The sequence below is a fragment of the Microbacterium sp. Z6_144 genome (assembly GCF_057197625.1).
On record NZ_JBXVPT010000002.1, the window covers coordinates 230,903 to 254,902 of the forward strand.

21 protein-coding genes are annotated in these 24,000 nt (G+C 67.8%); 13 read left to right on the top strand and 8 right to left on the bottom strand.

Annotated features, from left to right (window positions below; genetic code table 11):
• Window positions 1–32 precede the first annotated feature (32 nt).
• From AC2DGY_RS13240 to AC2DGY_RS13255, 4 genes are read right to left on the bottom strand one after another with little or no spacing between them, the layout of a single operon-like run.
• Window positions 33–1,070, bottom strand: coding sequence for an ABC transporter permease (locus AC2DGY_RS13240; RefSeq protein ID WP_484510218.1), 1,038 nt, complete (start codon window positions 1,068–1,070; stop codon window positions 33–35).
• A gap of 12 nt (window positions 1,071–1,082) precedes the next feature.
• Complete coding sequence (locus AC2DGY_RS13245; RefSeq protein WP_484510219.1) at window positions 1,083–2,588, bottom strand: sugar ABC transporter ATP-binding protein; 1,506 nt, start codon at window positions 2,586–2,588, stop codon at window positions 1,083–1,085.
• A 54-nt stretch (window positions 2,589–2,642) separates the two neighbouring features.
• Window positions 2,643–3,665 (bottom strand): substrate-binding domain-containing protein, encoded by a 1,023-nt coding sequence (locus AC2DGY_RS13250; RefSeq protein WP_484510220.1) that lies wholly within the window; start codon window positions 3,663–3,665, stop codon window positions 2,643–2,645.
• A 5-nt stretch (window positions 3,666–3,670) separates the two neighbouring features.
• A complete protein-coding gene (locus AC2DGY_RS13255) occupies window positions 3,671–7,192 on the bottom strand; it encodes a tetratricopeptide repeat protein (RefSeq protein ID WP_484510221.1) in 3,522 nt (1,173 codons plus the stop codon).
• 19 nt (window positions 7,193–7,211) lie between these two features.
• Between AC2DGY_RS13255 and AC2DGY_RS13260 the strand changes: the two genes are divergently transcribed.
• From AC2DGY_RS13260 to treS, 3 genes are all read left to right on the top strand, one after another.
• A complete protein-coding gene (locus AC2DGY_RS13260; RefSeq protein ID WP_484510222.1) occupies window positions 7,212–7,982 on the top strand; it encodes a helix-turn-helix domain-containing protein in 771 nt (256 codons plus the stop codon).
• Window positions 7,983–8,310: 328 nt separating this feature from the next.
• Entirely contained in the window at window positions 8,311–8,877 is a 567-nt protein-coding gene (locus AC2DGY_RS13265) for a GNAT family N-acetyltransferase (RefSeq protein WP_484510223.1), read from the top strand.
• Between the two features lie 86 nt (window positions 8,878–8,963).
• Window positions 8,964–11,261 (top strand): maltose alpha-D-glucosyltransferase, encoded by a 2,298-nt coding sequence (gene treS / locus AC2DGY_RS13270; protein WP_484510224.1) that lies wholly within the window; start codon window positions 8,964–8,966, stop codon window positions 11,259–11,261.
• Between the two features lies 1 nt (window position 11,262).
• Here the strand turns inward: treS and AC2DGY_RS13275 are convergent, their stop codons facing one another.
• Window positions 11,263–12,522, bottom strand: coding sequence for a maltokinase N-terminal cap-like domain-containing protein (locus tag AC2DGY_RS13275; RefSeq protein WP_484510225.1), 1,260 nt, complete (start codon window positions 12,520–12,522; stop codon window positions 11,263–11,265).
• Between the two features lie 97 nt (window positions 12,523–12,619).
• Complete coding sequence (locus tag AC2DGY_RS13280; protein WP_484510226.1) at window positions 12,620–13,324, bottom strand: spermidine synthase; 705 nt, start codon at window positions 13,322–13,324, stop codon at window positions 12,620–12,622.
• Between the two features lie 150 nt (window positions 13,325–13,474).
• Here AC2DGY_RS13280 and AC2DGY_RS13285 point away from each other — a divergent pair, with 150 nt between their 5' ends.
• From AC2DGY_RS13285 to AC2DGY_RS13310, 6 genes are all read left to right on the top strand, one after another.
• Window positions 13,475–14,095 (top strand): histidine phosphatase family protein, encoded by a 621-nt coding sequence (locus AC2DGY_RS13285; RefSeq protein WP_484510227.1) that lies wholly within the window; start codon window positions 13,475–13,477, stop codon window positions 14,093–14,095.
• A 66-nt stretch (window positions 14,096–14,161) separates the two neighbouring features.
• Window positions 14,162–14,461 carry a Dabb family protein gene (locus tag AC2DGY_RS13290; protein ID WP_484510228.1) on the top strand — a complete coding sequence of 100 codons (300 nt, stop codon included), beginning with the start codon at window positions 14,162–14,164 and terminating at the stop codon, window positions 14,459–14,461.
• Between the two features lie 195 nt (window positions 14,462–14,656).
• Complete coding sequence (locus tag AC2DGY_RS13295; protein WP_484510229.1) at window positions 14,657–15,328, top strand: glutathione S-transferase family protein; 672 nt, start codon at window positions 14,657–14,659, stop codon at window positions 15,326–15,328.
• 36 nt (window positions 15,329–15,364) lie between these two features.
• Window positions 15,365–16,339, top strand: a complete 975-nt coding sequence (gshB, locus tag AC2DGY_RS13300) for a glutathione synthase (RefSeq protein WP_484510230.1) — start codon at window positions 15,365–15,367, stop codon at window positions 16,337–16,339.
• 6 nt (window positions 16,340–16,345) lie between these two features.
• Window positions 16,346–17,278 carry an AraC family transcriptional regulator gene (locus tag AC2DGY_RS13305; RefSeq protein WP_484510231.1) on the top strand — a complete coding sequence of 311 codons (933 nt, stop codon included), beginning with the start codon at window positions 16,346–16,348 and terminating at the stop codon, window positions 17,276–17,278.
• A gap of 149 nt (window positions 17,279–17,427) precedes the next feature.
• A complete protein-coding gene (locus AC2DGY_RS13310) occupies window positions 17,428–18,177 on the top strand; it encodes an SDR family oxidoreductase (RefSeq protein WP_484510232.1) in 750 nt (249 codons plus the stop codon).
• 22 nt (window positions 18,178–18,199) lie between these two features.
• On the opposite strand, the gene AC2DGY_RS13315 is transcribed toward AC2DGY_RS13310, so the two are convergent.
• Both AC2DGY_RS13315 and AC2DGY_RS13320 read right to left on the bottom strand, forming a co-directional pair.
• A complete protein-coding gene (locus AC2DGY_RS13315) occupies window positions 18,200–19,159 on the bottom strand; it encodes a helix-turn-helix domain-containing protein (RefSeq protein ID WP_484510233.1) in 960 nt (319 codons plus the stop codon).
• On the bottom strand, window positions 19,156–20,298 hold the full coding sequence (locus AC2DGY_RS13320; RefSeq protein WP_484510234.1) for an LLM class flavin-dependent oxidoreductase: 1,143 nt from the start codon (window positions 20,296–20,298) through the stop codon (window positions 19,156–19,158). Before AC2DGY_RS13320 ends, AC2DGY_RS13315 begins: the two co-directional genes overlap by 4 nt.
• 153 nt (window positions 20,299–20,451) lie before the next feature.
• Here AC2DGY_RS13320 and AC2DGY_RS13325 point away from each other — a divergent pair, with 153 nt between their 5' ends.
• From AC2DGY_RS13325 to AC2DGY_RS13340, 4 genes are read left to right on the top strand one after another with little or no spacing between them, the layout of a single operon-like run.
• Window positions 20,452–21,306, top strand: a complete 855-nt coding sequence (locus AC2DGY_RS13325; RefSeq protein WP_484510235.1) for an IclR family transcriptional regulator — start codon at window positions 20,452–20,454, stop codon at window positions 21,304–21,306.
• A gap of 46 nt (window positions 21,307–21,352) precedes the next feature.
• Window positions 21,353–21,877, top strand: coding sequence for a flavin reductase family protein (locus AC2DGY_RS13330; RefSeq protein ID WP_484510236.1), 525 nt, complete (start codon window positions 21,353–21,355; stop codon window positions 21,875–21,877).
• 3 nt (window positions 21,878–21,880) lie between these two features.
• Window positions 21,881–23,026, top strand: a complete 1,146-nt coding sequence (locus AC2DGY_RS13335) for a zinc-binding dehydrogenase (RefSeq protein ID WP_484510237.1) — start codon at window positions 21,881–21,883, stop codon at window positions 23,024–23,026.
• Window positions 23,023–24,000 carry a substrate-binding domain-containing protein gene (locus AC2DGY_RS13340; RefSeq protein WP_484510238.1) on the top strand — a complete coding sequence of 326 codons (978 nt, stop codon included), beginning with the start codon at window positions 23,023–23,025 and terminating at the stop codon, window positions 23,998–24,000. The genes AC2DGY_RS13335 and AC2DGY_RS13340 overlap by 4 nt, the downstream gene beginning before the upstream one ends.

The window sequence follows — 24,000 nt, forward strand, 5'->3', positions numbered from 1 at the left end:
CTCCCTCGCGAGACCTTCTCTGCCGGTCATGCTCAGTCCTCCAGTCGAGTAGCGCGGCGGCGCGACAGCGTGACGTTCAACAGAACAGCGGCGACGATGATCGCGCCGCGCACGACGTCCTGCAAGAACGAGTTGACGCCCAGCAGCACGAGCCCGTTTCCGATCAGCGTGATGAAGATGACACCGAGGAAGGTGCCGATCAGGCTGCCCCTTCCCCCGGCCATCGCCGTGCCTCCGATGACGACGGCCGCGATCACATCGAATTCGAGCCCGACGGCAGCGCCCGCGTTGCCCGAGCCGAGCCGGGCGGCCAGCAGCACCCCTGAAATCGCCGAGAGTAATCCCATCGTGGCGAAGAGAATGACCCGGACGCGATTCACCTTGATGCCCGCTAGACGGGCGGCCGCGGCGTTGCCGCCGACCGCGAAGACACTTCGACCGTAGGGCGTCTTGCGGGCGATGAACCCGAAAACAAGGAACGCGCCGAGCATGACCCATGCCGGCGTGGGGACACCGAGCAAGCTGCCCGACAGAACCGTCATGATCGGGTCATCGACAGGCAGCGGCACGGGAAGGGCGTTGGTCGAGAACTGTGCGACTCCGCGGAGCACGCTCCACAGCCCCAGCGTCGCGATGAACGAAGGGACGAGGAACCGAGCGCGGAGCACCCCCGCGAGCGCACCCCATGCCGTCCCCAGTAGCAATGTCACGAGGATCGCCAATCCCGTGGGCAGCCCCCATTCCGCAATACCGAAGGCGACGATGACGGACGACAGGGCCACAGCGGGGCCCACGCTGACGTCGATCTCGCCCGCGATGATGACGAGAGTCATTCCGGTCGCAGCGATACCCACAAGCGCAGCGTCTCTCAGCAACCCCAACTGGTTCGCAGGGCTCAGGAACCCGAACGCATTGAAGGAGAGATAGGCGTATAGAGCGACGATCGCGACCAGCAGCCCGACGATGTTGATCAGAGTGGTGTTGGTCCGGAATCGCCGAGCGACCGCGCCCAAGCGGGTCAGCTCCGGGTCGCGCTGACCCATCGCTGTCTGTTCGGTGGTGTTTGTCATGGTTCTTTCGCCTCAGACGTGGGTGGCCATGGAGGCCTCGAGAAGTTCGGAAAGGGGAATGTCGGGAGCATGGAACTCGCGGGTCATCCCGCCTCCGGCGAGCACCAACACGCGATCACACGCGAGAGGAAGCTCTTCGAGTTCGCTCGACACGAAGACGACTGCCTTGCCCGCCTCCGCAACGTCTCGCATGATCTCGTAGATCTGCGCTTTTGCCTCGACGTCGACGCCGCGGGTCGGTTCATCAAGAAGGAGCACCGTACTGTCCGCGTGCAACCAACGGGCGATGACCGCCTTCTGCTGGTTGCCGCCCGAAAGGGTGCCGATGGGCTGCTCGAGGTCGTGCGCCTTGATGGCCAGCCGGGACGCCAGAGCGCGGCTTGCCCTGCTGATCGCGCCGCTCGAGAGCATCCCCGCCCGGCTCACGCGTGAGAAGTCCGACATCACGATGTTCTCGTCGATACCGAGCCCCAAGATCACACCCTGCGCTTTGCGGTTCTCTGGGGTCATCCCGATTCCACGCCGGCGCATTCCCGCGGGCGTCAGACGCGCGACGCGCTCTCCGCCGACGAAGATCTCGCCACCGCCCACCCGCTCACGCCCGGCGATGGCGCTCAACAGCTCTGTACGGCCCGAGCCCAGCAGCCCGGCGATGCCGAGGATCTCACCGCGCCGCACGTCGAAGGAGACGTCCTCAAGCTTCGGCGGGAGCGAGAGCGAGCGCACAGACAGCGCGACCTCACCCTTCGCGCGAGCCGGTCGCGCCGGCGGCGCCGACTCCTCCGTCCCGATCATGAGCTTGATGATCGATGAGGTGTCGCTGCCCTCGAGGGAGACCGTCTCGATGACCCGACCGTTGCGCATCACGGTGGCCGAATCGGCGATCTGACGGATCTCGTCCATCCGATGGCTGACATAGATCACGGCCACCCCGCGTCCGGCGATACGCCGCACGGTGTCCAGGACGATGCTCACCTCGGAGGCTGCCAGAGCGCTTGTCGGCTCGTCCAGGATCAGAAGCTGAGGATTCTCGCGGAGCGCCCGGGCGATCTCTACGATCTGCTGCTCCGCGAGGCTGAGCGAAGAGACGACGGCGTTCGGGTCGATAGACGCCCCCAACTGCTCCAGCGCATCTCGGGCCGCGCTCGCCATTCGTGAATACGAGATGCCGAAGCCGCCGACCGGCCAGCGACCCAGGAAGAAGTTCTCTGCGACGGTGAGGCCACTGATGAGGCTCAGATCCTGGTAACAGGTAGCCACTCCCCTCTCGATCGCCTCCCGAACGCCGCCCGCTCCGAGGGGTTGTCCGCCGACGCGGATCTCACCCGAGGACGGGGTCTCCACCCCAGACAGCAGACGGATCAGCGTCGACTTCCCCGCGCCATTCTGGCCGAGGAGCGCCCGCACCTCGCCTGGGGCGATCGCAAAATCCACATCGTCCAGGGCGGTCACGCCCGGATACTGCTGGGTGACTCCGATCGCTTCGGCGACGACGTCGGTCTGTCTCTCGGCCTCCATCGGCCCTCCTCCGGGTGGGGGGCTCACCCCGCAGGCGAGGTGAGCCCCGATCGATTACGGGAGTCCGTCGGGGTGCGTCTCGAGCCACTCGGCGGCGTCGCCAGGCCCGTAGAGCGTGATCGGCGCGGCAACCACCTTCTCCGCCGGAGCATTGCCCTCGATCGCGTCCTGGGCGGCGGCGAACGCGAGCAACCCGACCTCCATGCCGGAGATGTCGACGACGTACTTGAGCACCTCGCCCGATTCGAGCTCCGTGGCGATCTCGGTCGTCATGTCCGAGCCGAACACCGAGACCTGCCCCCCAAGACCGCGTGTGCCCACGGCCTTGAAGGCGCCGATCGTCGCACCGCCGGCCTCTCCATAGAGACCGTCCAGGTCGGGGTTGGCCGACAGCATCTGCTCGGCCACGGGGACAGCCCGGTCGACCTCCGCGCCTTCCTGGTTCGCGACGATCTGGGCGTCGGGAAGAGCCTCGGTCAGGGCTGTCTCGAAGCCGACGAGACGCTGCTGGCACACCTCGTACTGCTCGCAGTTGATCACGCCCATCCTCGGTGCGGTGATTCCCGCCTCGGTGAACGTCTGCGCAGCAGCCTCGCCGAGCATCCGTCCGAACTCTACGGGGTCACCCAGGATGTAGGCGGTCACGTACGCTTCTGTCGCCTCGTCCGTAACGCACGTGTTGTAGCAGATGACGGGGATCCCGGCGTCGTAGGCCTGCTTGATGGCGGGGATGCTCCCCTCCGCCGAGACAGCCGAGATGATGACCGCACTAACGCCGGAAGAGACCAGCGTATTCATGAAGGTGCTCTCCTTCGAGACGTCACCCGCAGACGTCGTCTCGAGGAATTCGACATCGAGACCGCTCTCTTCCGCAGCCTGAGCGACACCGGCCTTGACGCCACCGTAGTACCCCTGCGAGTCGAGATAGAGCGCACCGATCCGGATCGTCTCCGCCTGGCCTTCGCCTCCGCTGCCGCCCGGGGCTCCCGCCCCGGCGCATCCGGTCAGAGCGATCGTCGCGGCCAAGAGGGCGGACAAACCGCCCATCCCCCACAGACGCCTTTGTCGAATGGTCATCGCATTCACCTTTCTCTTGTGTTCAGCGCTCCGGCGTCTGCGCCGGAAGCGAGGGTACGCCCGCCTTTGCGGGGCGTGTTTGCATCGGCCGCTTCGAGTTCGGCGATGATCGTGCGCAGCTCGTCCACTTCGCGATCCCGCACATGCTGCGGGTCGTCGTCGAACAGCAGCATGGTCGGCAGGCTTGTCGCGAAGTAGTCGATCCGGGCGGGAGTGGCCGCGAGGACTTCGGTCCAGTACTTGAGAGACGACAACAGTGCGTCGGCCCCTGCGTCATCCCCCAGACGCCGAAGAGCTCGAATGGAGTAGGCCGTCTGGCGGCTGTAGGGCTGCGAACTCATGTTCGTGAAGTCGCCGGTGAAGGACGCGGCGATCCCCCACTGCTCATGCGCGCCCCTGAGGTCGCCAGCCGCAGCGTAGGCATCGCCGAGGGCCAGCCGGAGGTGCGCATCGTTCACCAGCTGGTGACGGGCCTCGCCGAGGTTCGTCGGCGGGCGCAGAGCACTGACCAGCAACGCGACAGCGTTCTCTGAGTCCCCGCGACGCAGCGCCGACTCGGAGAGTCGCATGGCGGCCGCCTCCCACACGCTGAGAACCTGGCCCTCGCCCCCCTCCCAGGGTTGGAAGTTTCGGCGTTCTAGGAACGCGCGGGCGTCGTCGGCACGTTCGGTGTCCACGAGCAATCCCGCGTACGCCACCGCGAGGTCGTCACGCTCCTCGATGAGATCCGCGGCTTCGTCGAGGGCGGCGAGTCGCTCGCGCGCCGACGCGCCGGTGCGCGCCCACAGCTGATCCGCCTCGTAACGGAGTTTCGCATCGCGTGGCGAGAGCTCGAGCGCCCGGCGGTAGTGTTCACGGGCGCCAGCGGCGTCGTGTCGAACGTTAAAGAACGCAATACCCAGGTTGCGGTGAGCGGTTGTCGCGCCGCGCTGCCCGATTCCGTGGACCAGCGCGTTCTGCCATGCGCCGATGGCGTCGTCATACCGCCGGGCGTCATAGAGCCAATGGCCGAGGAGGAGGGACGCGACAGGATCGCTCCCGTCCGTCGCGAGCGCATTCGACAAGGTCACGAGGTCGTCCAGCCCCGACGGGAAGCACCACCGCGCATCCAGGTTACGGGCGATCTCTCGGGCGCGGTCTGCATCGTCACCGCGGCCAAGGATGCTCAGGACCCGCGCACGCTCGTACGCGATCAACGGCGCGACCTGTGACTGGCCGATCGCCCGGTGAGGCACCGCAGCCTCCGCATCCTCGAGCGCCTCTAGAGAACGCGAGTAGAGCCCCGCCGCCGCATACTCGCGAGCGACGTCGAGCACGGTTCGTGCGTCGATACTCAGCGGCTGATGTGCGAGGTGCCGCGCCCATTGATCGAGCGGATCCCGTCTCAGGGCTTCGTCCAGAACCGCGGATGCCGAGGCGTCGTCGCCAGACTCGATCAGGAGTGCGGCGAGCAGTGCCCGGCTCTGCCCATGTTCAGGATCGCGTTCGATCAGCGCGCTCAGGCGCTCCATGCCTCGCGTGCTCTGCCCGGTCTTCGCCTCGAGCCTGGCTAACGCGAATCCTGCGGGAGTGGCATAGGCGGCATCCCACGCCGCGCGCGCGAATCTGGCCATCGCGCCCTCGTCGTCGCCGGACCTCGCGAGGGCGAGACCCAATCCGTAAAGCGACTCTCCCGACGCAGGGGTCGGGACCCACCGCGTCTGCCGCTCGACGGCAGCGGCGAAAAGCTCGCGTGCCTCGCCAATCTGCCCGTTCCCGTAGGCGTGCCAGGCCAGGGCCGCCAAAGCCCGCGTCTCACCACCGTCACGCGCGAGCGCCTCGCGCCAGTACGGCTCCGGCGACCGAGTCGCGTGGCGGTACTGCCGGAGGTACGACCCCACGTGGATGAGCTCGTCGATCGTCTCGATGTCGGCGGGCGCCGGCGGCTCGACAGCCGGGGCTGGCGGCTCCTGTTCTTCCGTGGCCTCCACATGGCGGAACTGAAGTGTCGACCCGTCGTCGGCGCTGACGATGAGGAGGACCTCGTGCGCCCCCGCGTCGAGCGGAAGAGTTGCGCGGAGATGCACGGGCTCTCCGGGCTCGAGGTCGCGCGTCACATCGACCAGCACGTGATCGCCGCAGGAGACGGTCACCCGCCGCTGCGTGAGGCGGGCGGCAGGAGCGATACCGATGCGCACCTCACCGTTTTCCACGTCTACCCGAGCGGCCAGCTCCCTGTCCGCGATGTGCGCCGGTCCGATCTCCTGGATGGGGTACCAGAACTGGCTGAAGGACTTGGTCTCACCGGCCGCGAGGTAGGCGAAGTCCGGCTGATTGTCGGTGTATACCCCCGCCATCAGCTCCACATACGGGCCGTCTTCGTCGGTGAGGTTGCGATCCCACGCCCACCCGAACGGCGCGTTGCCCCACGTCCATTGCTTCTTACCCGGCGAGATGTGCCGGTCTGCCACGTGAACGAAACCCGCCCGCACGGAATGGTCGTAGCCGCCGAAGAACTCGTGAGCCGTGTCGGTGACCATGTACGACGTCGGCACGGGGATGTTGCGGTACCAGTCGAGTCGGTCAGCATCCGGGTGCTCGGCGTCGACCCTCGCCGGATAGTCGACGCCGTAGTAGAGACCGTCGACGCGCGGAAACGATGCGATCGCGCGCTTGGCGTGGTCGGCCACGAAGCGCACATCGGTCGGAAAGAAGGACTGGTAGTCGTCCCCCACAGCGGCCGCCACGTTCGCCCACCACAGAAAGGTCTGCGATGTCTCACTGCGGTTGTAGAGACGCACCCGCGCTTCGACTACGGCGCTATCGGGACGGAGTCGTACGCCGTGCATGCCCTTCATCCGAGTGAATGGGTCGTGGTCCGAGCACCAGACAGTGACCGATCCATCGTCGTCGTGTTCGATCTGCACGTCTGTCGGGAGGAAGGTTCCGGGCCGGTGGTGCTGAGGCCAGTTGAATTCCACGCCACCCGAGACCCAGGGTCCCGCCAGGCCGACAAGCGCCGGCTTGATGACGTTGTTGCGGTAGAAGAAGTCGTAGCCGTTCGTTTTGTCCAGGCCGATGTGGATACGACCGCCCAGCTCAGGGAGGATCATGAGCCTCACCCAGCGGTTTTCGATGTGTACCGCTTGCCATTCCTGGGGCGCCTTGCGCGCCGAAACTCGCTCGTGGAACGGGAGAGGGTAGACCCGGCCGGAGGAGCCTTGGTAGACGCGCTTCTCCAGGAAGGCGGGCAGCTCATCGGGAAGCTCCGGCGCGTACGTGTCGATCATCACTGGCTCGGACCATGCGAACACGGGAGAATCAGCCGCCTCCGGGGGGGCGGGCGGCAGAACGATCCGCGAAGCGCTGCTTGTCTCGGCGTCGAGCATGCCTTGACGGTAGACGCCAAGATGCTGGCGCAGAATGCCCGATGCGACTGACAAACTGGACAAAACAATGATCGGAGGCGACTTGTCGATACGCGAAGGCTTTCCAGGACAACGCCTGGTCGTCGTTCCTCGCCCGCAGGTCGTGGCGGCCCTGCACACTCCCCCCACCGACCAACTGGTGGCGACCGACGCCGGCTACTTCCCTGAGGCGCGAGCGCACGGCGTGCGTCGTGGACGAGGCGTGCGACAAGCGATTGTGATCGTCTGCACGGAGGGAGCAGGTTGGTGCGCCATCGACGGCACACGTCATGCAGTGCGCGCAGGCCAGGTACTCGTGATTCCCCCCGGGACGGCGCACGCCTACGGTGCCGATCCGGACAGCCCATGGACGCTCTGGTGGGTTCATGTCGATGGCCTCCAGGTTCCGGCTCTGCTTTCTCGCGCTCACATCACCTCCCTGTCTCCGGTTCGAGAGTCGGCAGATCCGTTTCGCGAGGTCGCGCTCATTGACGAGATCGTGACAACACTCGAGAGCTATCCCACCGAGGCAGGACTGTTCGCTGTCGCCGGCGCGATCTGGCACCTCATGGTGCTGCTCTGCGCGAGCCGCACGGCACCGGGCGGACGATCGGCACTGATCGAACAGGCGCGGCGCCGCATCCAGGAGCAGCCAGCACAATCGACCTCGGTGAAGGAACTTGCGCGCATCGCCGGAATGAGCGATTCGCACTTCGCGGCGCTCTTTCGAAAGCAGGTGGGATCGCCGGTGCTTCGCTATCAGACCGGCGTTCGCATGTCGCAGGCGCGACTGCTACTCGACACAACCGATTGGCCGGTCGCCCTGATCGCTGTCGAGGTGGGCTACTCAGACCCGTTCTACTTCTCCCGACAGTTCAAGGTCCTACACGGAATCACGCCCCTGGCGTATCGACGCCACGAAAAGGGCTGACCGACAGCCGCTCGAGCAGCGTCCGACCACCCGGCCAGAGCCGTTCGGGCCATTCGAGTGCCGAAGAAGGCACCGATGACAGCGGCCGCTGCGGATCCCGCACGCGGCTTAAGCCCGCGCCCACTCGCCGCGGGCGGACGCGTTGATGAGCTCGTGCCTCACCGTTCACTGGGAGACCCGACTCTTCGCCGGGGATTCGCTCTACGCTGTGCGTGGTCTCCCGCAAACCGAAGGCGCCGCCGCATGAACCGGCGTGGCGCGAGCCACGCGTGGCCGGAACGAGTCGGTATCCGGCTCGTCGACCCACCACCCCTCGGAAGGAACACCTATGCCAAACGCCGCCGACGCCCTCGTCCACATGCTGCAGCCCGGCGAGGATCACGACATCGATCACCTGGTCACGCTCGTCAACGACGTGTACGAAGTCAGCGAGGCGGGTATGTGGCGCGACGGAGCGGCGCGCACGAACCGGGAGGAGATGGACGACCTCATCCGTCGTGGCGAGATCGCTGTGGCCGACCGGGACGGCGTCATCGTCGGCGCGGTTCGCGTGCAACAGCTGGGTACCGAGACGGGGGAATTCGGCATGCTCGTCGCCGACCCCGCCGTGCGTGGGCAGGGGGTCGGGCGGCGGCTTGTGCAGTTCGTCGAGCGCTGGGCAGAAGAGGCGGGGTTGCGCACGATGCAGCTGGAGGTTCTCGTCCCCCGGGCGTGGTCGCATCCATCCAAGGAGTTCCTCCTCGAGTGGTATCAACGCATCGGCTATCGGCAGGTACGCACCGGTGAGTTCGACGTCGAATATCCGCACCTCGCGTCGGAACTGGCGACCCCGTGTCGGTTCCTGATCTTCCACAAGACGCTCCCCTCCGGCTCGCCGGCGCCCGACGGAGCGTGACGCCACTCGCGCTCGTTTCATAGTGCTTCGCGGAGGTACACGCCACCCCTCGGCCCAGGGGGATCGGATTCCAATAGCGTTGAGGAATGGCACCCGACGCGCATCGGCCGGAGGATCTCTACACCGGCCCCATCGACCTGCCCGGAACGGGCACGTTCGACACCGAAGAAACCGATCCCGAGAAGATCGAGATCAGCTACGACGAGCAGCGCTATCCCGCGCGCCCCCGGAGGCTGCGCCCGCGCGACCAGTTCCGCGGTGGGAGCGTGCGTCGCATCAAGACCGACCCGCGCACGGCGAACGGCACCAACCCGTCGTACGTCGAGTGGCTCGTGCGCCAGTCGATGCTCAAGGACGCGGATGTCCTCGCCCGCCAGCTCGCCGGACAGCCGGCGATGTGGCGCAACCCCTACGCACGCCCCGATGCCCGACGGGCCATCGCGACGAGCGATGTGTGGTTCACGGCATACCCGATCTCGCTCATCACCCGGCCGGGGCAGTCGTTCCTCGCGGCGCTCGGCGACGAGGAGCTGTGGACGGCGTTCGAGCGCGTCGGAATCACCGCGGTGCACACCGGACCGGTGAAGAGGGCGGGCGGCATCGCCGGATGGCTCGAAACCCCGAGCGTCGACGGCCACTTCGACCGCATCAGCACGGAGATCGACCCCGCGTTCGGCGTCGAGGAGGAATTCCGTGCCCTGTGCGACGTCGCCGAAAGCCACGGCGGCAGCATCATCGACGACATCGTGCCCGGGCACACCGGGAAGGGCGCCGACTTCCGGCTCGCGGAGATGGGGTTCAAGGACTACCCGGGCATCTACCACATGGTGGAGATCCCGCCCGAGGATTGGGACCTTCTCCCCGAGGTGCCCGAGGGGGTCGACAGCGTCAACCTCGACCCCGCGACCGAGCAGGAGCTCGAGGGACGCGGGTACATCATCGGGGCTCTCCAGCGGGTCATCTTCTACACGCCGGGCGTGAAGGAGACGAACTGGAGCGCGACCGCGCCCGTCATCGGCCCCGACGGCATCACGCGCCGCTGGGTGTACCTCCACTACTTCAAGCAGGGTCAGCCCTCCATCAACTGGCTGGACCCCACCTTCGCGGGCATGCGTCTGGTCATCGGGGATGCCCTGCACTCACTGGGCGAGCTCGGCACGAGCGCCCTGCGCCTGGACGCGAACGGCTTCCTCGGCGTGGAAAAGAGTGCGGAGGGTCTTCCGGGCTGGTCGGAGGGACATCCGCTCTCCCACGCGGCGAACCACATCATCGCCGGAATGGTGCGCAAGGTGGGCGGCTTCACCTTCCAGGAGCTCAACCTCACGATCGAGGACATCCGCGACACCGCGGCCGTCGGTGCTGACCTCTCCTACGACTTCATCGGGCGTCCGGGCTACCACCACGCCCTCGCAACGGGTCAGACCGAGTTCCTCCGGCTTGCGCTGACGACGTCACTCCAGCTCGGCGTCCAGCCGGTGCAGCTCGTGCACGGGATGCAGAACCACGACGAGCTCACCTACGAACTCGTCCACTGGGCGACCCGGCACGACGACGATCTCTACCGCTTCCGCGGGCGCGAGATCTCCGGCGGTCAGCTCGCCGAAGAGGTGCGCGCAGACCTCACCGAGCATCTCACCGGCACCGCCGACTACAACCGCGTCTTCACCCAGAACGGCATCGCCTGCACGTCGACCTCGCTCATCGCGGCGACGCGGGGGATCGAGCGGCTCGAGGAGATCACCGACGCGGAGGTGCCCGCCATCCGCGACGCGCACCTCCTGCTCTGCGCGTACAACGCGTGGCAGCCCGGCGTCTTCGCCCTCTCCGGCTGGGACCTCACCGGGATGCTCACCATCCCGGCCAACGAGGTCGCCGACCTGCTCGCAGCCGGCGACACGCGGTGGATCGAGCGCGGCGCCCACGATCTGCTCGACGTCGATCCGGGGGCGACCCGCTCGCCGGCGGGCATGCCGCGCGGGCGCGCGCTTTACGGCCCGCTGCCTGCCCAGCTGGATGACCCGACGTCGTTCGCATCGCGGCTGGCCGGCATCCTCGACCTCCGCCGGGAGTACGGCATCGCGACCGCGTCGCAGGTCGATGTCCCGGAGGTCGCGCATCCCGGGATGCTCGTGCTCGTGCACCGCCTCGACAACGGCGACGCGCAGGCGGATGCCCCGATGCAGGTGACCGTGCTGAACTTCTGCTCCGAGCCGACGGAGGGCACCGTGCGGTCGGAGCAGCTGGTGCCGCACAGCGATGTGGTGGACGCGGCCTCGGGCGAGACGATCGGGCGCGTCGACGACCTGCAGAGCTTCGCCGTTTCGCTGCCCCCGTACGGAGCGTTGTTCCTCGTGCTCCAGCCGGTGGAGACCGTCGCCGACTGACTCAGGAGGCGAGGGACTCCGGCGCGAGGGCGGCGTCGATGCCCGCGAGCGGCACCGGCAGCCAGTCGGGCCGGTTGCGGGCCTCGTAGGTCGCCTCGTAGACCGCCTTGTCGAGCACGAGCGCCCTCAGGAGCACGGGGTCGAGGTCGACGGAGCCGGGCGCGCCGGCGTAGGCGTCCAGGAACGCCGCCCGGCACGCCGCCGCCCAGTCGGCCGCCGCGGGTCCGCCGCCGACCGCGCTCGCGTAGTCGAAGGATCGCAGCATCCCGGCGACGTCACGGGGAGGAAGGTCGGGGATCGCGCGCTCTTCCATCGGGCGGAGGGGCTCGCCCTCGAAATCCACGATGCGCCACCCGCCATCGGGTACCGCGAGCACCTGCCCGAGGTGCAGGTCGCCGTGGATGCGCTGCAGCCGGGGCCAGGGGCGCTCGAGTGCTGCCTGATAGACGGCGTCGATCGCAGCGAACCGGTCGGCGACAGCGGGCACCTCGGCCGCGGCGGTGGCGAGCCGCCGCCGCCACGCGGCCGCCGTGGCCGCCACGTCGTCGGGCCGGGCATCCGATGTCTCCAGCGCCGCGCCGAGGGCTCCATGCACCCCGGCCACCGCAGTCCCCAGATCGCGCGCGGCCTCGGTGAAGTCCCCCCCCTCTCGGGCGGCCTCGAGTGCGACGGCCCACCCGTCACGCACGCCGCGGAGGAACTCCTGCGCGAAGCCGAGGGTGCCGTGCGCGACGCCGGGCTCGCGCCCGACGTCCGGCCACTCCGCCTCGAGGCTCCCGAGGAATCGCGGCACGAACGGCGAGCCCGCGTCGCTCAGCACGCGCTGGACGGTGACGTCAGGATTCTCGCCGTGATGAAGGGTGCGGAACAGCTTGAGGATGATCGTGGGCTGCCCGTCCTCGTCGAAGACGATCGACGTGTTGGACTGCTCACCCGTGAGCACCCGCGAACCCGTCACCCGGCTGACGTCCACGCCCATCTCGGCGAGCATCGCGATGGTGAAGTCCGGATGCTGGGTCGCATCCACGAGATAGCCGTCTGCGTCGTGGTGGACGACGGTATCGGTGTCCGTGGGGGACGCGACGAGCGCCAAGGGCACGTGATAGAGCGCCGGCAGCGAGCCCGCGTCATCCATGAGCAGGTAGCGCGTGGCACCGGGGGCAGGCTGCGCGTCGAGGATCCGGAACCGAGGTTGGTGGCTCTTGCCCGCGTACCAGCGCTGTCGCGCCACCCAGGCGCCGAGGTCGTCTGTGAACTGCACACTCCACCATGGCCTGGGGTGGGGTCCGCGGGGAAGGGGTGGACGGGCGCGGGACAGGCGTAGTACGTCGACGGTCACCCGTGCCGATCGGGGCGACCTAACCCCGGGTTGCGACGTAGATCGTGTTGGACGACGTTCCCCCGGTGAGGCGGTTGTCGAACGCCACGACGTGGGCTGCGCAGTCGTCGAGAACCGACGCGAGCGTTGCCATGAAGTCGGCGTCGGGCGGGTCATCCGACCACAGGGCGAAAACGCCGCCGTCGGTGAGATGCCGGGAGAGGGATGCGAGTCCCGTCGCGGTGTAGAAGTCGGCGTGACTGGGATCGAGGGTGTGCCGCGGGGAGTGATCGACATCAAGCAGGATGACGTCATACCGGGCGTCCTCCGGCCCCGGTGTGCTGCGCGCCACAGCGAAGAAGTCGCCGTGAACGAGGGTCGTCCGCGGGTCGCGGACCAGCTGTGCGGACATCGGGAGCAGCTCCCTCTCGTGCCACCCCACCACCGCGGGGAGCGCCTCGATCACATCGAGCTTCCGCACGCGGCTGTCGTGCAGCACGGTCGCGGCGGTGTAGCCCAGGCCCAGACCCCCGACGAGCACGTCGAGGTCCGTACCGTTTGCGGCGGCGAGGCCCAGCGTGGCGAGCTCCTCCTCGGCGCGGGTGAACAGGCTGGACATGAGGTACTCGTCCTTCAACTTCACCTCGTAGATCAGCTCACCTGTCGCCGGGTCTGCGCGGCGGCGCAGGGTCAGCTCGCCCATGCGCGTCTCCTGCCAGTCGAGTTCCTCGAATCGAGCGATCATGGGGGGGCTCTCGTTCTCTGGTTTTCGGGGTGATGGCGTCGGACGAATGGCGCGTCGCCGCTTCATCCTCTCTGATCGGACCGAATCCGCGAAGTGCGCAGCTCGCCTCCATCGCGCCGTGGCGGGTCTTCCCCGGGGCAGGATGAGGGGATGAGCGAGACAGCGAGGGCCGGATCCGAAGGACGCATCGTGCTCGTGCGGCACGGCGAAACCGAGTGGAGCCGCAACGGCCGCCACACCGGACTGACGGACATCCCGCTCACCGAGACCGGCGCGTACAAGGCCGAGCTGGCGGGGACGCTCCTCGCTTCCCGGCGCTTCGACCTCGTTCTCTCCAGCCCGCTTCGCCGGGCTGTGGACACCGCACGTCGCGCGGGCTTCGCCGACGCGCAGCAGGATGCGCGGCTCGTGGAGTGGGACTACGGGGCGTACGAGGGGCTGACAAGCGCGGAGATCGGCGAACAGATCCGCCGCCCGTGGATGGTCTGGGACGCCGGGACACCGGCGGGCGCCACGCCGGGCGAGAGCGTCGCTCAGGTCACCGCCCGTGCGGAGTCGCTGCTCGAGACCATCCGTCCTCTCGTCCGCAGCGGCCAGGACGTACTGCTGTTCTCGCACGGGCACTTCCTGCGCGCGCTCGCGGGGGTGTGGCTCGGTCTGACCGCCGCGGGTGGTCGCTACTTCCTCCTGGGCACGTCGGCGCTCAGCGAACTCGGGTACGAGCACGGCTCGGAGGTCATCGCGCAGTGGAACCACGTGCGCGGGCGGTGAGGGGGTCCTAGCGCGCATTAGCCGCAACTCCGTTGCGTTACGCTGGGGCCACTCAGGGGAGACGTGATGTTCAGGCACGTGGTGATGTGGCGGCTCGATTCGGACGACGTGGCGGAGCGGACGCGGATGCAGCAGCAGATCATCGACGCGATGTCTCCGCTGCCCGACGCCATCGCGGCCATCCGGAGCATGCGGCTGGATGCGAACACCGTGCTGCAGGATGAGAACGCCGATCTGGTGCTGACGATGGATTTCGACAACCTCGAGGACTTCGAGGAGTACCGCCACCATGAGGCGCATGTTGCCGTCTCGCCCGTGATCGCCCGTCTGTACCGCACCCGGCTGGCGGTCGACTTCGAGGTCTAGCTCCTCCAAGTCGTGACGGTGCGGGGCGGGCCGCCGGCGGCTGATCCGCCACCGGGCGGACGTTCGCGCAACAGACGCGAACGTCCGCGCATGGTGGCCCGGCGGCCGCCGCCATAGCGTCGAAAGCTCGACGTCGCGCACGGACCGAGCCGGCGTCACCGATCCGACACCGTAACGCTCCGAGGAGAATCACGCATGATCTTGTACGACGCAAACGCACCGGGACCGAACCCCACGACCGTGCGACTGTTCGCCCACGAACGCGGCGGGCTCGACTTCGACGTGGTCACGATCGATCTCGTCGGCCTCGAGAATCGCAAGCGCCCGTACCTCACCGAGGTGAACGCGCGAGGGGAGGTTCCTGCACTCCGCCTCGACGATGGAAGCGTCATCACCGAGATCACGGCGATCTGCGGCTACTTCGATGAGGTCGCGCAGGGCGGACGGCGGCTGTTCGGAGACACGCCGCAAGAGCGAGCGGTGATCCACATGTGGACCCGACGGGCGTATCTCGACGTCGTCCTCCCGTTTGTGAACCATTGGCGGGGCAGCGAGGCGGCCGAGAACGCCTACCGCGGTCACCGCATCCTTCAGCCCGAAGCGAGGCGGAGCAACCGGCTGCTGGCCGAACGCGGACTCAATCAGTTCGACCAGGACCTCGAAGGAAAGAGCTTCCTCGCGGGCGATGACATCACGATGGCCGACATCATCCTGTACGCCTTCATGGCGACCAACATCGAGGGCGAGGGGACCGAGTGGCTCAACGTGCCACAGCGACCCAGCGTCGCCGCCTGGTACGAGCGCATGGCCGGTCGGGAGGCGAGCGGGAAGATGCTGGTCTCCCTCCCTGCGCACTTCCAGAACTGAACCGTCGATTCCACCGCTGGGCGCCCGGGGGTTGTCATGCGATTCGTCTTCATCATCGACCCGATCGAGGGGCTGGCCCCCCACCATGACACGAGCGTGGCCCTCATGGAGGCGGCTCAACGGTTCGGCGCCGAGGTGTGGACGGCCGGTGCAGCCGATCTGGTCATCGACGGCACGCGAGCGGCAGCCTGGGCGCGACCGGTTCGGGTAGTTCCGGCCCAGCGACAGGACGGCCGCTGGGTGGTTGAGGCGGACTGGTGGCAGGCCGGCGAGGTCGAACGGATCGATCTGGGCCCCGGCGTGGCCGTCCTGATGCGCCTTGACCCGCCCGTGGACAGCGCGTACCTGCGGGCGACGTTCGTTCTCGACGTCGCCGTTCGCGGGGGTGCGCTCGTGATCAACGACCCGCGTGGGCTCCGCGAGGGGAACGAGAAGCTCCTGGCGCTGGCGGTGCCGGACCTCACCCCGGACACGATCGTCACGGCCAACGCGCGCGATATCCGCGCCGCGCTGGAGAAATGGGACCTGGCGGTGGCCAAGCCGCTGGACGGGGCGGGCGGGCGCGGCATCATCATGCTGCGCAGAGGCGACCCGGGAGGAGCTGCGCTCATCGACCTCGTGACCGACCAGGGGACACGTCAGGTCGTCGTCCAGGAGTATCTGGCCGGAGCGGCGGAGGGCGACAAGCGGATCGTCCTGCTGGACGGTGAACCGATCGGAGCGATCAACCGCCGCGCGTCCGGGGAGGACTTCCGATCCAACCTCGCGCTGGGCGGGGTTGCGGAGGAGACGTCGGTCACGCCCTCCGATCGGGAGATCTGCCGTCGCCTGCGGCCGGAGCTTCGGCGCCTCGGACTCGCCCTGGTCGGGATCGATGTCATCGCCGGGCGCCTCACCGAAGTCAACGTCACCAGTCCGACCGGGCTCCGCGAGGTCGAACTGCTGACCGACGAGCGGCCCAGCGAGCGCGTCGTCGGGTGGATCGCCGCCGCGGTGGAGGACGCGGGATAATGAAGAATGCTCTCCGACCGCGTGTCAGAAGTGCTCGACCTGGTACGAGTGCGCGCGACCCTCTCGGGGGCGTTCGCGGTGGACAACAGTTGGATGACCCGTGCGACGCTCTGCGATCAACTGAAGATCATCGGCGTGGTTCAAGGGCGCCTCACCCTGCGGACGAACGGCGCGGAGCCCCTCGAGCTGGAAGCGGGGGACGTGGCCGTCCTCAATGGCCGAGAGTGGTTGGAACTGGAAGGCGGGGTGGGTTCGGGGCCGGTACGCGAGGTCGCGCCCCCTGAGGGTTACGACGAGCACCTCGACCTCGATGGGAGCGGATCGGACATCGTGTTGGGCGGTCACATCGAGCTCGACCGAGCCGGCCGGGCCTTGCTGTCCGAAGCGCTTCCGACACTGGGGTGCCTGCGGGGGAGCCTCCCACACGCCCGGAACATGCGTCACAGTCTCAGGCTGCTCTTCGAAGAATCCTCCGATGCCAGCGCAGGTGCTTCCTTCGCCGCACGTCAATACAGCGAGTTGCTGCTGCTCGAGATCATCCGTGCGTCCGCGCAGATGGCACATCTGCCCCCCGGATGGCTCCGCGCCCTGGCGGATGACCAACTTCATCCTGTGCTCGCGGCGATACACGCCCACCCTGACAAGCAGTGGACCCTGGATGATCTCGCCCAGGCTGCGCGGATGTCGAGAACCACCCTCGCCGAGCGCTTCCGCGCTGTCGCCGGTGTTCCCCCGCACGCGTACCTGACCCGGTGGCGCATGCTGCTGGCGCGTCGCGCGCTGACCGAGGAGGGTGCCACTGTCGCAGCTCTCGCAGCCCGGTTCGGCTACGGCTCCGAGAGCTCTTTCTCCCACGCCTTCAAGCGCGAGGTGGGGGAATCGCCGCAGCGTTACCGGATGCGGGCGAGCAGAGCGACGTCCGCGCAGGGCGTCGCGTGACGCGAAGCGGCACCGGAGCACATCTCGGTATGACCGGCGCTGCCAGGCGCCCCGCTTGATCCGGGGCGTCGCGCCGGGAGCAATATTCCGACGGAATCCCCGCAAGAGCCGGGCGGTGTCGTGCGCGTCCTCATTCGTATCGTTCACGCATGAGCACACTTACAGGCAAGACCGTCATCATCACCGGAGGCGCTAACAATCTGGGCGGCGCGATAGCTCGCCGGATCGGAGAGGAGGGCGCGAACGTCGTCATCCACTACAACAGTGAGGCGACAGCCGGGGCCGCGGAAGAGACCGCGGGAGCCGTCGAGGCTTCGGGTGGTGCCGGGGTGGTCGTCCAGGGCGACCTGACGGATTCTGCGCAGGTGGATCGCGTCTTCGCCACCGCTCTGGATACGTACGGAAGCCTCTACGCGGTGGTCAACACCGCTGGCCGTGCGGTGGGCACGAACATGACGTCGTTCGAGGAGAAGGACGCCGACGAGATGATCGCCGTCAACACCAAGGCCGCGTTTCTCGTGCTCCGCGCCGCGGCGCGGCAGGTCGAAGAGGGCGGCAGGATCCTGAACACCGTGACTTCTCTGGTCGCCGGGTTCACGCCCCTCTACTCGGTGTACGCCGGAACCAAGGCATCCAACGAGCACTACGTCCGGGCGCTCGCGAAGGAATTGGCCGGCCGGAGGATCTCGGTCAACAACGTCGCGCCGGGGCCGATGGATACCTCCTTCTTCTGGAACGCCGCGCATGAAGGCGAAGCCGAACTGGTCAGCAGCCTGGTGATGGAGGGCCGGCTCACGCGCATCGAGGACGTCGTCCCGTGGTTCCACTTCCTGTTGACCGATGGCCGGTGGGCCAGCGGCCAGACGTTCTTCGTGAACGGCGGATTCACAACGAGGTGATGGACCTCGCCATCCTCGCCTCCTACCCGGACGCCACGGCGGAGCCCTGCGCGTCCGGGTCGGCCGCAGGGGTCGTCCGGAACTCCCGTCGGAACACGCTGGGCGTCACACCGTAGCGCCGGCGGAACGCCGCCGTGAAATGCGAGGGCGTGGCGAATCCTGCACGCACCGCGACCGCGGCGACGCTCTCATCCGTCTGGCGCAACGCCGCGCAGGCGGCGGACAGGCGGCTGTCCAGCACGTACTGCCACGGCGTCTGCCCGACGGCGCGACGGAACGCGCGGGAGAAGTGATACACGCTGAGCCCGGCGATCGTCGCGAGGTCGCTGAGCGAGATCGGGGCGCCGGGGTCGGTTCTGATGTACTCGATCACGGCGCTGAAGTCGGAGGCTTGTGGTCCCGGCTCCTGCAGGCGCCTGGTGCTGTGGCGAGCGAGAATGTGGACGGCCATGAACCGGGCGGCCGACTCGGCGTAGAGAGCATCGGCTCCCTCACGAGCTGCTCGATCGAGTGCGCGGACACAGGCCTCCAGGAGCGGGTCGTTCGTCGCGAGAAGATCGGGTAGCTCGTCCGCGGAGAACGCCGTGTCGCCTCCCAGCGGTTCAGCGAAAAGCCCTTGGGGGAACTCGGCGTGTATCGTCCGCAGCCCGAGGGGGAGCGCGGACGTCCAGCGCAGGTGGGGCGCCCGGCCCGCGGGGGTCATGCCCAACCTTCCGGGCACGTAGAACGCGCGGCGGTTGAACGGAGTGAGCGACTGGATGGACGCCTCCCCCTGGGTGACGAGGACGACCTTGAAGCGATCGGAAGCCTCGAGGCGCGCATCTTCCGCGTTCGGGGGGTGAGCGAACTCCGCAACGCGCACGTCGCGCCACGAGGCGTGGCCGTCGCTCGTGAACAGCCGCGTCTCCCAATCGGCAGGGGACTCGGAGGATCGCAGTGGACGCCCCTTCGCGTCGTCGGAGCGGGGAGTGGACAGCGTCACCGCAAGCCGGCCTGGACCAGGAGCGGGTACACCTCTTCGTGAAATCGCCCCATGTCCTGGACGTACCGCGGCCACGACAGCAGGATGCCATCCACGCCGGTCGTCGACAGCGCCGCGAGCGTATCGACGATGTGCTCGGTATCTCCCACGATCGGGTAGCCCGCCCATCCGGCGATGAAGTGGAACTGCATCTCCCGCAACGTCTCCGGCGCAAAAGACGTGCTCGTCGCGATCATGTTGGTCACGAGATTGTTCGCGGCGACCCAGTCGCCCTTCTGGTTCACGTAGTAGTCGAGGTAGGAGCGGGCGTCGGCATCCGTGTCGCCGTGCACCACGTACGCGTTGATCCACACCTGGATCTCGCGGCCGTATTCCTCTCGCGCGAGACGCTTGAAGTCGTCCACCTTCGCCTTGATGCCCTCGATGGAGTGCTGCCCGATGTCGGTGCTGACAAAGGCGACGTCGCAGTTGCGCGCCCCGAAGTGCCGCCCCGCCGACGAGCTGCCGGCGTTCATGAGGACGGGGTGCGGGTCTTGAACGGGCCGCGGCTTCAGGAGGGCATCGGTGACGGTGAAGTGCTGTCCCTCGAAACTGAACGGCTCGTCGCGCGTCCACAGATTGCGGACGATGTCCACCCACTCCTGAGCGACCTCATAGCGCTGGTCATGGGGAAGCAGCGGGGCGCCGAACATCTCGATCTCCGGTGCGTTCCACCCCGTGACGATGTTCAGCGCGAATCGCCCCCCGGAGATGTGGTCGATCGTGGTGGCCTGCTTGGCCGCCATCACCGGGTGAATCGTCGGCACGTGCGACGTGACGAACACCCCCGCACGCTCGGTGGAGGCGGACACGCCCGCCGCCCACGTGAAGCACTCGAACCCTGCGCCGTTGAAGTCGGTCTCGCCGCCGAATCCGCGCCACCGGCCGACGGGAACGAGCGCCTCGAACTCCATCGCGTCTCCGAGCCGGGCCAGTTCGACCGTGCTGTCCCAGTCCGCTTCCAAGACACCCTCAGCGGTGGAGATCGCACATCCGCCGCTGAGATTCGTCGAGAACGTCCCCAGCTTCAGGGCTCGGTCGTTCACGACCGGATGCTTCGCCGCGCGCAACTGCTCGCTCCTGCTATCGGTTCTCGCCATCGTGTCCTCCTCGACCGCGGGGAAAATATAAGACGTATACGGACGGTTACCGTAGCATTCGGAGTGCAGGTATGGGAAAGAGAATTTTCCCGCCTCACTCCGTATACGCATTTTTGTCTCGCGGATCGTGCGGGAGACGCCTACGATCCCCCCATGACCAACGATGGCCCGGGGGTGCTCAAATCCGTCGACAACGCCCTCCGCCTCCTTCACCTCCTGCGGGATCAGGGACACATCGGCGTCGTGGAGGCTGCGGCCGCCCTCGAGGTATCGACGTCGGCCAGTCACCGGCTGCTCACCAGCCTCGTGCGGCGCGGGTTCGCTCTCCAGGACGAAAGCAGGGTGTATACGCCCGGCCCCGCCCTGACCCTCACAGCGAGCGAACACCCGCTGCTCTCGCTGCGCGATGCTGTCCTGCCTGACATGGCGCGGTTCGCCTCGGATATCGGGGAGACGATGAGTCTCGGCATCCTGGTCGAGACGCGGTGGCGTGTCGTTGCGACGGTCGAGGCCAGTCGTCGCTTGCGCGTCAGCGATCAGGAGGGCATGGTTCTGCCCGCGCGTCTCACAGCAGGGGGCAAGGCCGCTCTCTCTCAGTTCGACGACGCGGCCGTCGTCGACAGGTATCGCCGCGACCGGCACGAGCGGGCGGGAAGCGAGGATCTGCGACGCCTCCTCTCGGAGCTCAACGTGGTGCGTGAGCGGGGTGTCGCCATCAACCACGGCGACGCGGAGGAGGGGATCTCAGCCGTCGCCGTCCCGCTGTCGTCGCTGGGCGCGGGCACCCCGGCGGCGCTCGCCGTCGTGATGCCGAGCATCCGGTTCTCGCCCGGCTCCACCGCCGATCTCGCCGCAAAGCTCGGTGAAGTCCTCGCCCACGCGGGGCCGGCGCTGGACCGGGTCGCCCGAGTGGCGGCGCGCACCCGCCACCCCGACGGGGTCGAAGAGGGAACTTTGCCGCATGGCGGGAAGCTCCTCGACGCCGGCGGGCCGAGGAGGTCACGCTGAGCGCGAGCAGGCGAAGGGCGAGATCACGTAGGCGAAAGGCGAGATGATGGCACCGCGAAAGAGCACGGAGTTCCACACGATCTTCGACGACGGCCGGCTCAGACGGGTCTTCGCGCAATTTCCCTCGGGCTTGGCGGCGGTCTGCGCCGAGGTCGACGCACAGGTGACCGGATTCGTCGTCGCCTCGCTTCAAGTGGGGATCTCGCTGGATCCGCCCCTGGTGGCATTCGCCGTGATGCGGGAATCCCGCACGTGGCCGCAGCTACGTGCGGCGGAGCGTCTCGGGATCTCCGTTCTCTCGCAGTCGCAGAGCCCCATCGTGCGTCAGCTCGCGTCCAAGTCGGGGGATCGTTTCGCCGGCGTCGAGTACGAGGTGCTCGAGGGCGGCGGCGCGGTGGTGCTGGACGGTTCGATCGCGACCTTCAACACGTCCCTGGAGCACGAGCACGAGGCTGGTGATCACCTCCTGATCGTCCTGCGCATCCACGGCCTGGACGTCGAAGAAGACCTTGATCCCCTGATCTTCCATCGCTCCTCCTTCCACGCGCTGAGCCCTCTCGACTTCGCCTGAGCCATGAGCTTTACCACCAGTGCGGCCGCGCTCCTCGTGGAGTACGGCCGGCCCGTCGAGGTCTCCGAACTCGAGGTCCCCGACCCCGAGCCCACGGCCGTCATCGTCGAAGTGCTCGCAACCACCATGTGCGGAACCGACGTGCACATCCATGCGGGCGACTTCGACGGCGGCGCATCCCACCTTCCGGTGCTCCTCGGACACGAGATCATCGGGCGCGTCGTCGCCATCGGATCGGCCGGTCGGTGGGATGTGGCAGGCGGCCGCGTGCGTGTCGGTGACCGGATCGCCTGGTCCTACGCATGGTGCGGCGAGTGCTACTGGTGCGCGATCGCCAAGCAGCCGACGTTATGCGCCCGGGCGCGCCAGTACGGATGGGGTCCTGCCGATGTGTTCCCCTTCGTCACGGGGGGCTACAGCCGCTACGCGTACGTCATGCCCGCGTGCCGAATCGTGCGCGTCCCCGACGCGCTCCCCGACGCCGTTGCGGCGTCACTGACCTGCGCGTTCCGCACGGTCGTGCACGCGTTCGAGCGGGCCGGGGGAGTCGAACCGCTCGACCGCGTCCTCGTCCAAGGCAGCGGAGCGGTGGGGCTGTACGCACTCGCCTACGCCCTGGGCAGCGGCGCACGCGAAGTCGCCGTCATCGGCGCGCCCCGCCGCCGATTGGACATCGCGACCTCGTGGGGGGCGGTGGAGACCCTCGATCTCGAATCGTCGTCGGCACAGGAGCGGGCGGAATGGGTGCGCGAGTGGACCGACGGTCGCGGCGCCGACCTGGTCGTCGAGGCGGCGGGGAGCAGGTTCGCCGTCGAGGAAGGGCTGGGTCTCGTCCGTCGAGGCGGGCGCTACCTCGTGGTCGGTCAGACCGATCCGGTTCCCGCCCAGATCCCGGCGACGCGGATCAACCTCGATCAGATCACTCTCGTGGGCTCCGTCAGCGCCGACGTTTCGCACTACTGGCGCGCCTTCGACTTCGCCGTCACCCACGCGGACAGGTTCGACTTCTCCGCCCTGCTGGGGTCGGAGTACGGTCTCAACGAGGTGGACGACGCGTTGTCGGCGATCCGCTCGGGCGCGGAGATCAAGCCGGTCATCGTCCCGGGTCGTTCGGCCGTCCACGCCGACCCTGCAGGAGGAAGCGAATGATCGAGATCTCCGTGGCGGCGAATGCGACCGACCGCATCGCCGCGATCGCGGACGGTCGCGTGCGCGTTCCGGGTGTCAACCTCACCACCCTCCTCCTGCCCGTGGAGGAGATCTTCCTGCGGGCGTTCCGGTCGGCGGAGTTCGACGTCACCGAACTGTCACTGTCGTCGTACGCCGTCTCCGTCGACCGGGGCGAGGCCGCCTATGTCGCTCTGCCGGCGTTTCCGTCGCGAGCGTTCCGGCACAACGGAATCTGGGTGGGAGAGGATGCCGGCATCCGTGAGCCGGCGGATCTGGCCGGAAAGATCGTCGGGGTCCCCGAGTACCAGATGACGGCGGCCGTGTGGATCCGCGGAATGCTGGAGGACGAGTACGGGGTCCCGCACGACAGCGTCTCGTACCGCACCGGGGGCCTTCGAGCCCACGGCCGGTCGGAGAAGATCCCGGTGGCACCCCCCGGCGTGGAGATCGCCCCGCTCGCTCGCGGATCGCTGTCAGAAGCCCTGGCGGACGGGACGATCGATGCTCTGTACTCGCCGTATCCGCCTACGGGTGCCGGCGAGGGACGGATGCGGCGGTTGTGGGCGGACCCGTCCACGGTCGAGGCGGACTACTTCCGGCGAACCTCGATCTTCCCGATCATGCACGTCTTCGCGGTGCGCAAGGACGTGGCCGAGCGCCACCGATGGCTCCCCGGCGCGCTTCAGGATGCGTTCGAGAGTGCGAAGAACCTCGCGCTCGGGGCCCTCGGCTCGGGCGGGTCGCTCGCGGTGGCTCTGCCCTTCGCCTTCAGTGAGGCAGATCGGACGCGCGACGTGATGGGCGAGGACTACTGGCCGTATGGCGTGGAGGCCAACCGCGGAGTGCTGGAAACGGCCACCCGGTATCTGCATCGTCAGGGTTTGACGGGCCGGCAGCTGTCGCTCGAGGAGCTCTTCCCCACCATCGGCGGATCGGCTCGCGCCATCATCTGA

Bases quoted from the DNA above. Each gene is read 5' to 3' on its own strand.
- AC2DGY_RS13240 (WP_484510218.1), bottom strand. From the start codon at position 1,070: ATGACAAACACCACCGAACAGACAGCGATGGGTCAGCGCGACCCGGAG.
- AC2DGY_RS13245 (WP_484510219.1), bottom strand. From the start codon at position 2,588: ATGGAGGCCGAGAGACAGACCGACGTCGTCGCCGAAGCGATCGGAGTC.
- AC2DGY_RS13250 (WP_484510220.1), bottom strand. From the start codon at position 3,665: ATGACCATTCGACAAAGGCGTCTGTGGGGGATGGGCGGTTTGTCCGCC.
- AC2DGY_RS13265 (WP_484510223.1), top strand. From the start codon at position 8,311: ATGCCAAACGCCGCCGACGCCCTCGTCCACATGCTGCAGCCCGGCGAG.
- treS (WP_484510224.1), top strand. From the start codon at position 8,964: ATGGCACCCGACGCGCATCGGCCGGAGGATCTCTACACCGGCCCCATC.
- AC2DGY_RS13280 (WP_484510226.1), bottom strand. From the start codon at position 13,324: ATGATCGCTCGATTCGAGGAACTCGACTGGCAGGAGACGCGCATGGGC.
- AC2DGY_RS13285 (WP_484510227.1), top strand. From the start codon at position 13,475: ATGAGCGAGACAGCGAGGGCCGGATCCGAAGGACGCATCGTGCTCGTG.
- AC2DGY_RS13290 (WP_484510228.1), top strand. From the start codon at position 14,162: ATGTTCAGGCACGTGGTGATGTGGCGGCTCGATTCGGACGACGTGGCG.
- AC2DGY_RS13295 (WP_484510229.1), top strand. From the start codon at position 14,657: ATGATCTTGTACGACGCAAACGCACCGGGACCGAACCCCACGACCGTG.
- gshB (WP_484510230.1), top strand. From the start codon at position 15,365: ATGCGATTCGTCTTCATCATCGACCCGATCGAGGGGCTGGCCCCCCAC.
- AC2DGY_RS13305 (WP_484510231.1), top strand. From the start codon at position 16,346: ATGCTCTCCGACCGCGTGTCAGAAGTGCTCGACCTGGTACGAGTGCGC.
- AC2DGY_RS13310 (WP_484510232.1), top strand. From the start codon at position 17,428: ATGAGCACACTTACAGGCAAGACCGTCATCATCACCGGAGGCGCTAAC.
- AC2DGY_RS13320 (WP_484510234.1), bottom strand. From the start codon at position 20,298: ATGGCGAGAACCGATAGCAGGAGCGAGCAGTTGCGCGCGGCGAAGCAT.
- AC2DGY_RS13325 (WP_484510235.1), top strand. From the start codon at position 20,452: ATGACCAACGATGGCCCGGGGGTGCTCAAATCCGTCGACAACGCCCTC.
- AC2DGY_RS13330 (WP_484510236.1), top strand. From the start codon at position 21,353: ATGGCACCGCGAAAGAGCACGGAGTTCCACACGATCTTCGACGACGGC.
- AC2DGY_RS13335 (WP_484510237.1), top strand. From the start codon at position 21,881: ATGAGCTTTACCACCAGTGCGGCCGCGCTCCTCGTGGAGTACGGCCGG.
- AC2DGY_RS13340 (WP_484510238.1), top strand. From the start codon at position 23,023: ATGATCGAGATCTCCGTGGCGGCGAATGCGACCGACCGCATCGCCGCG.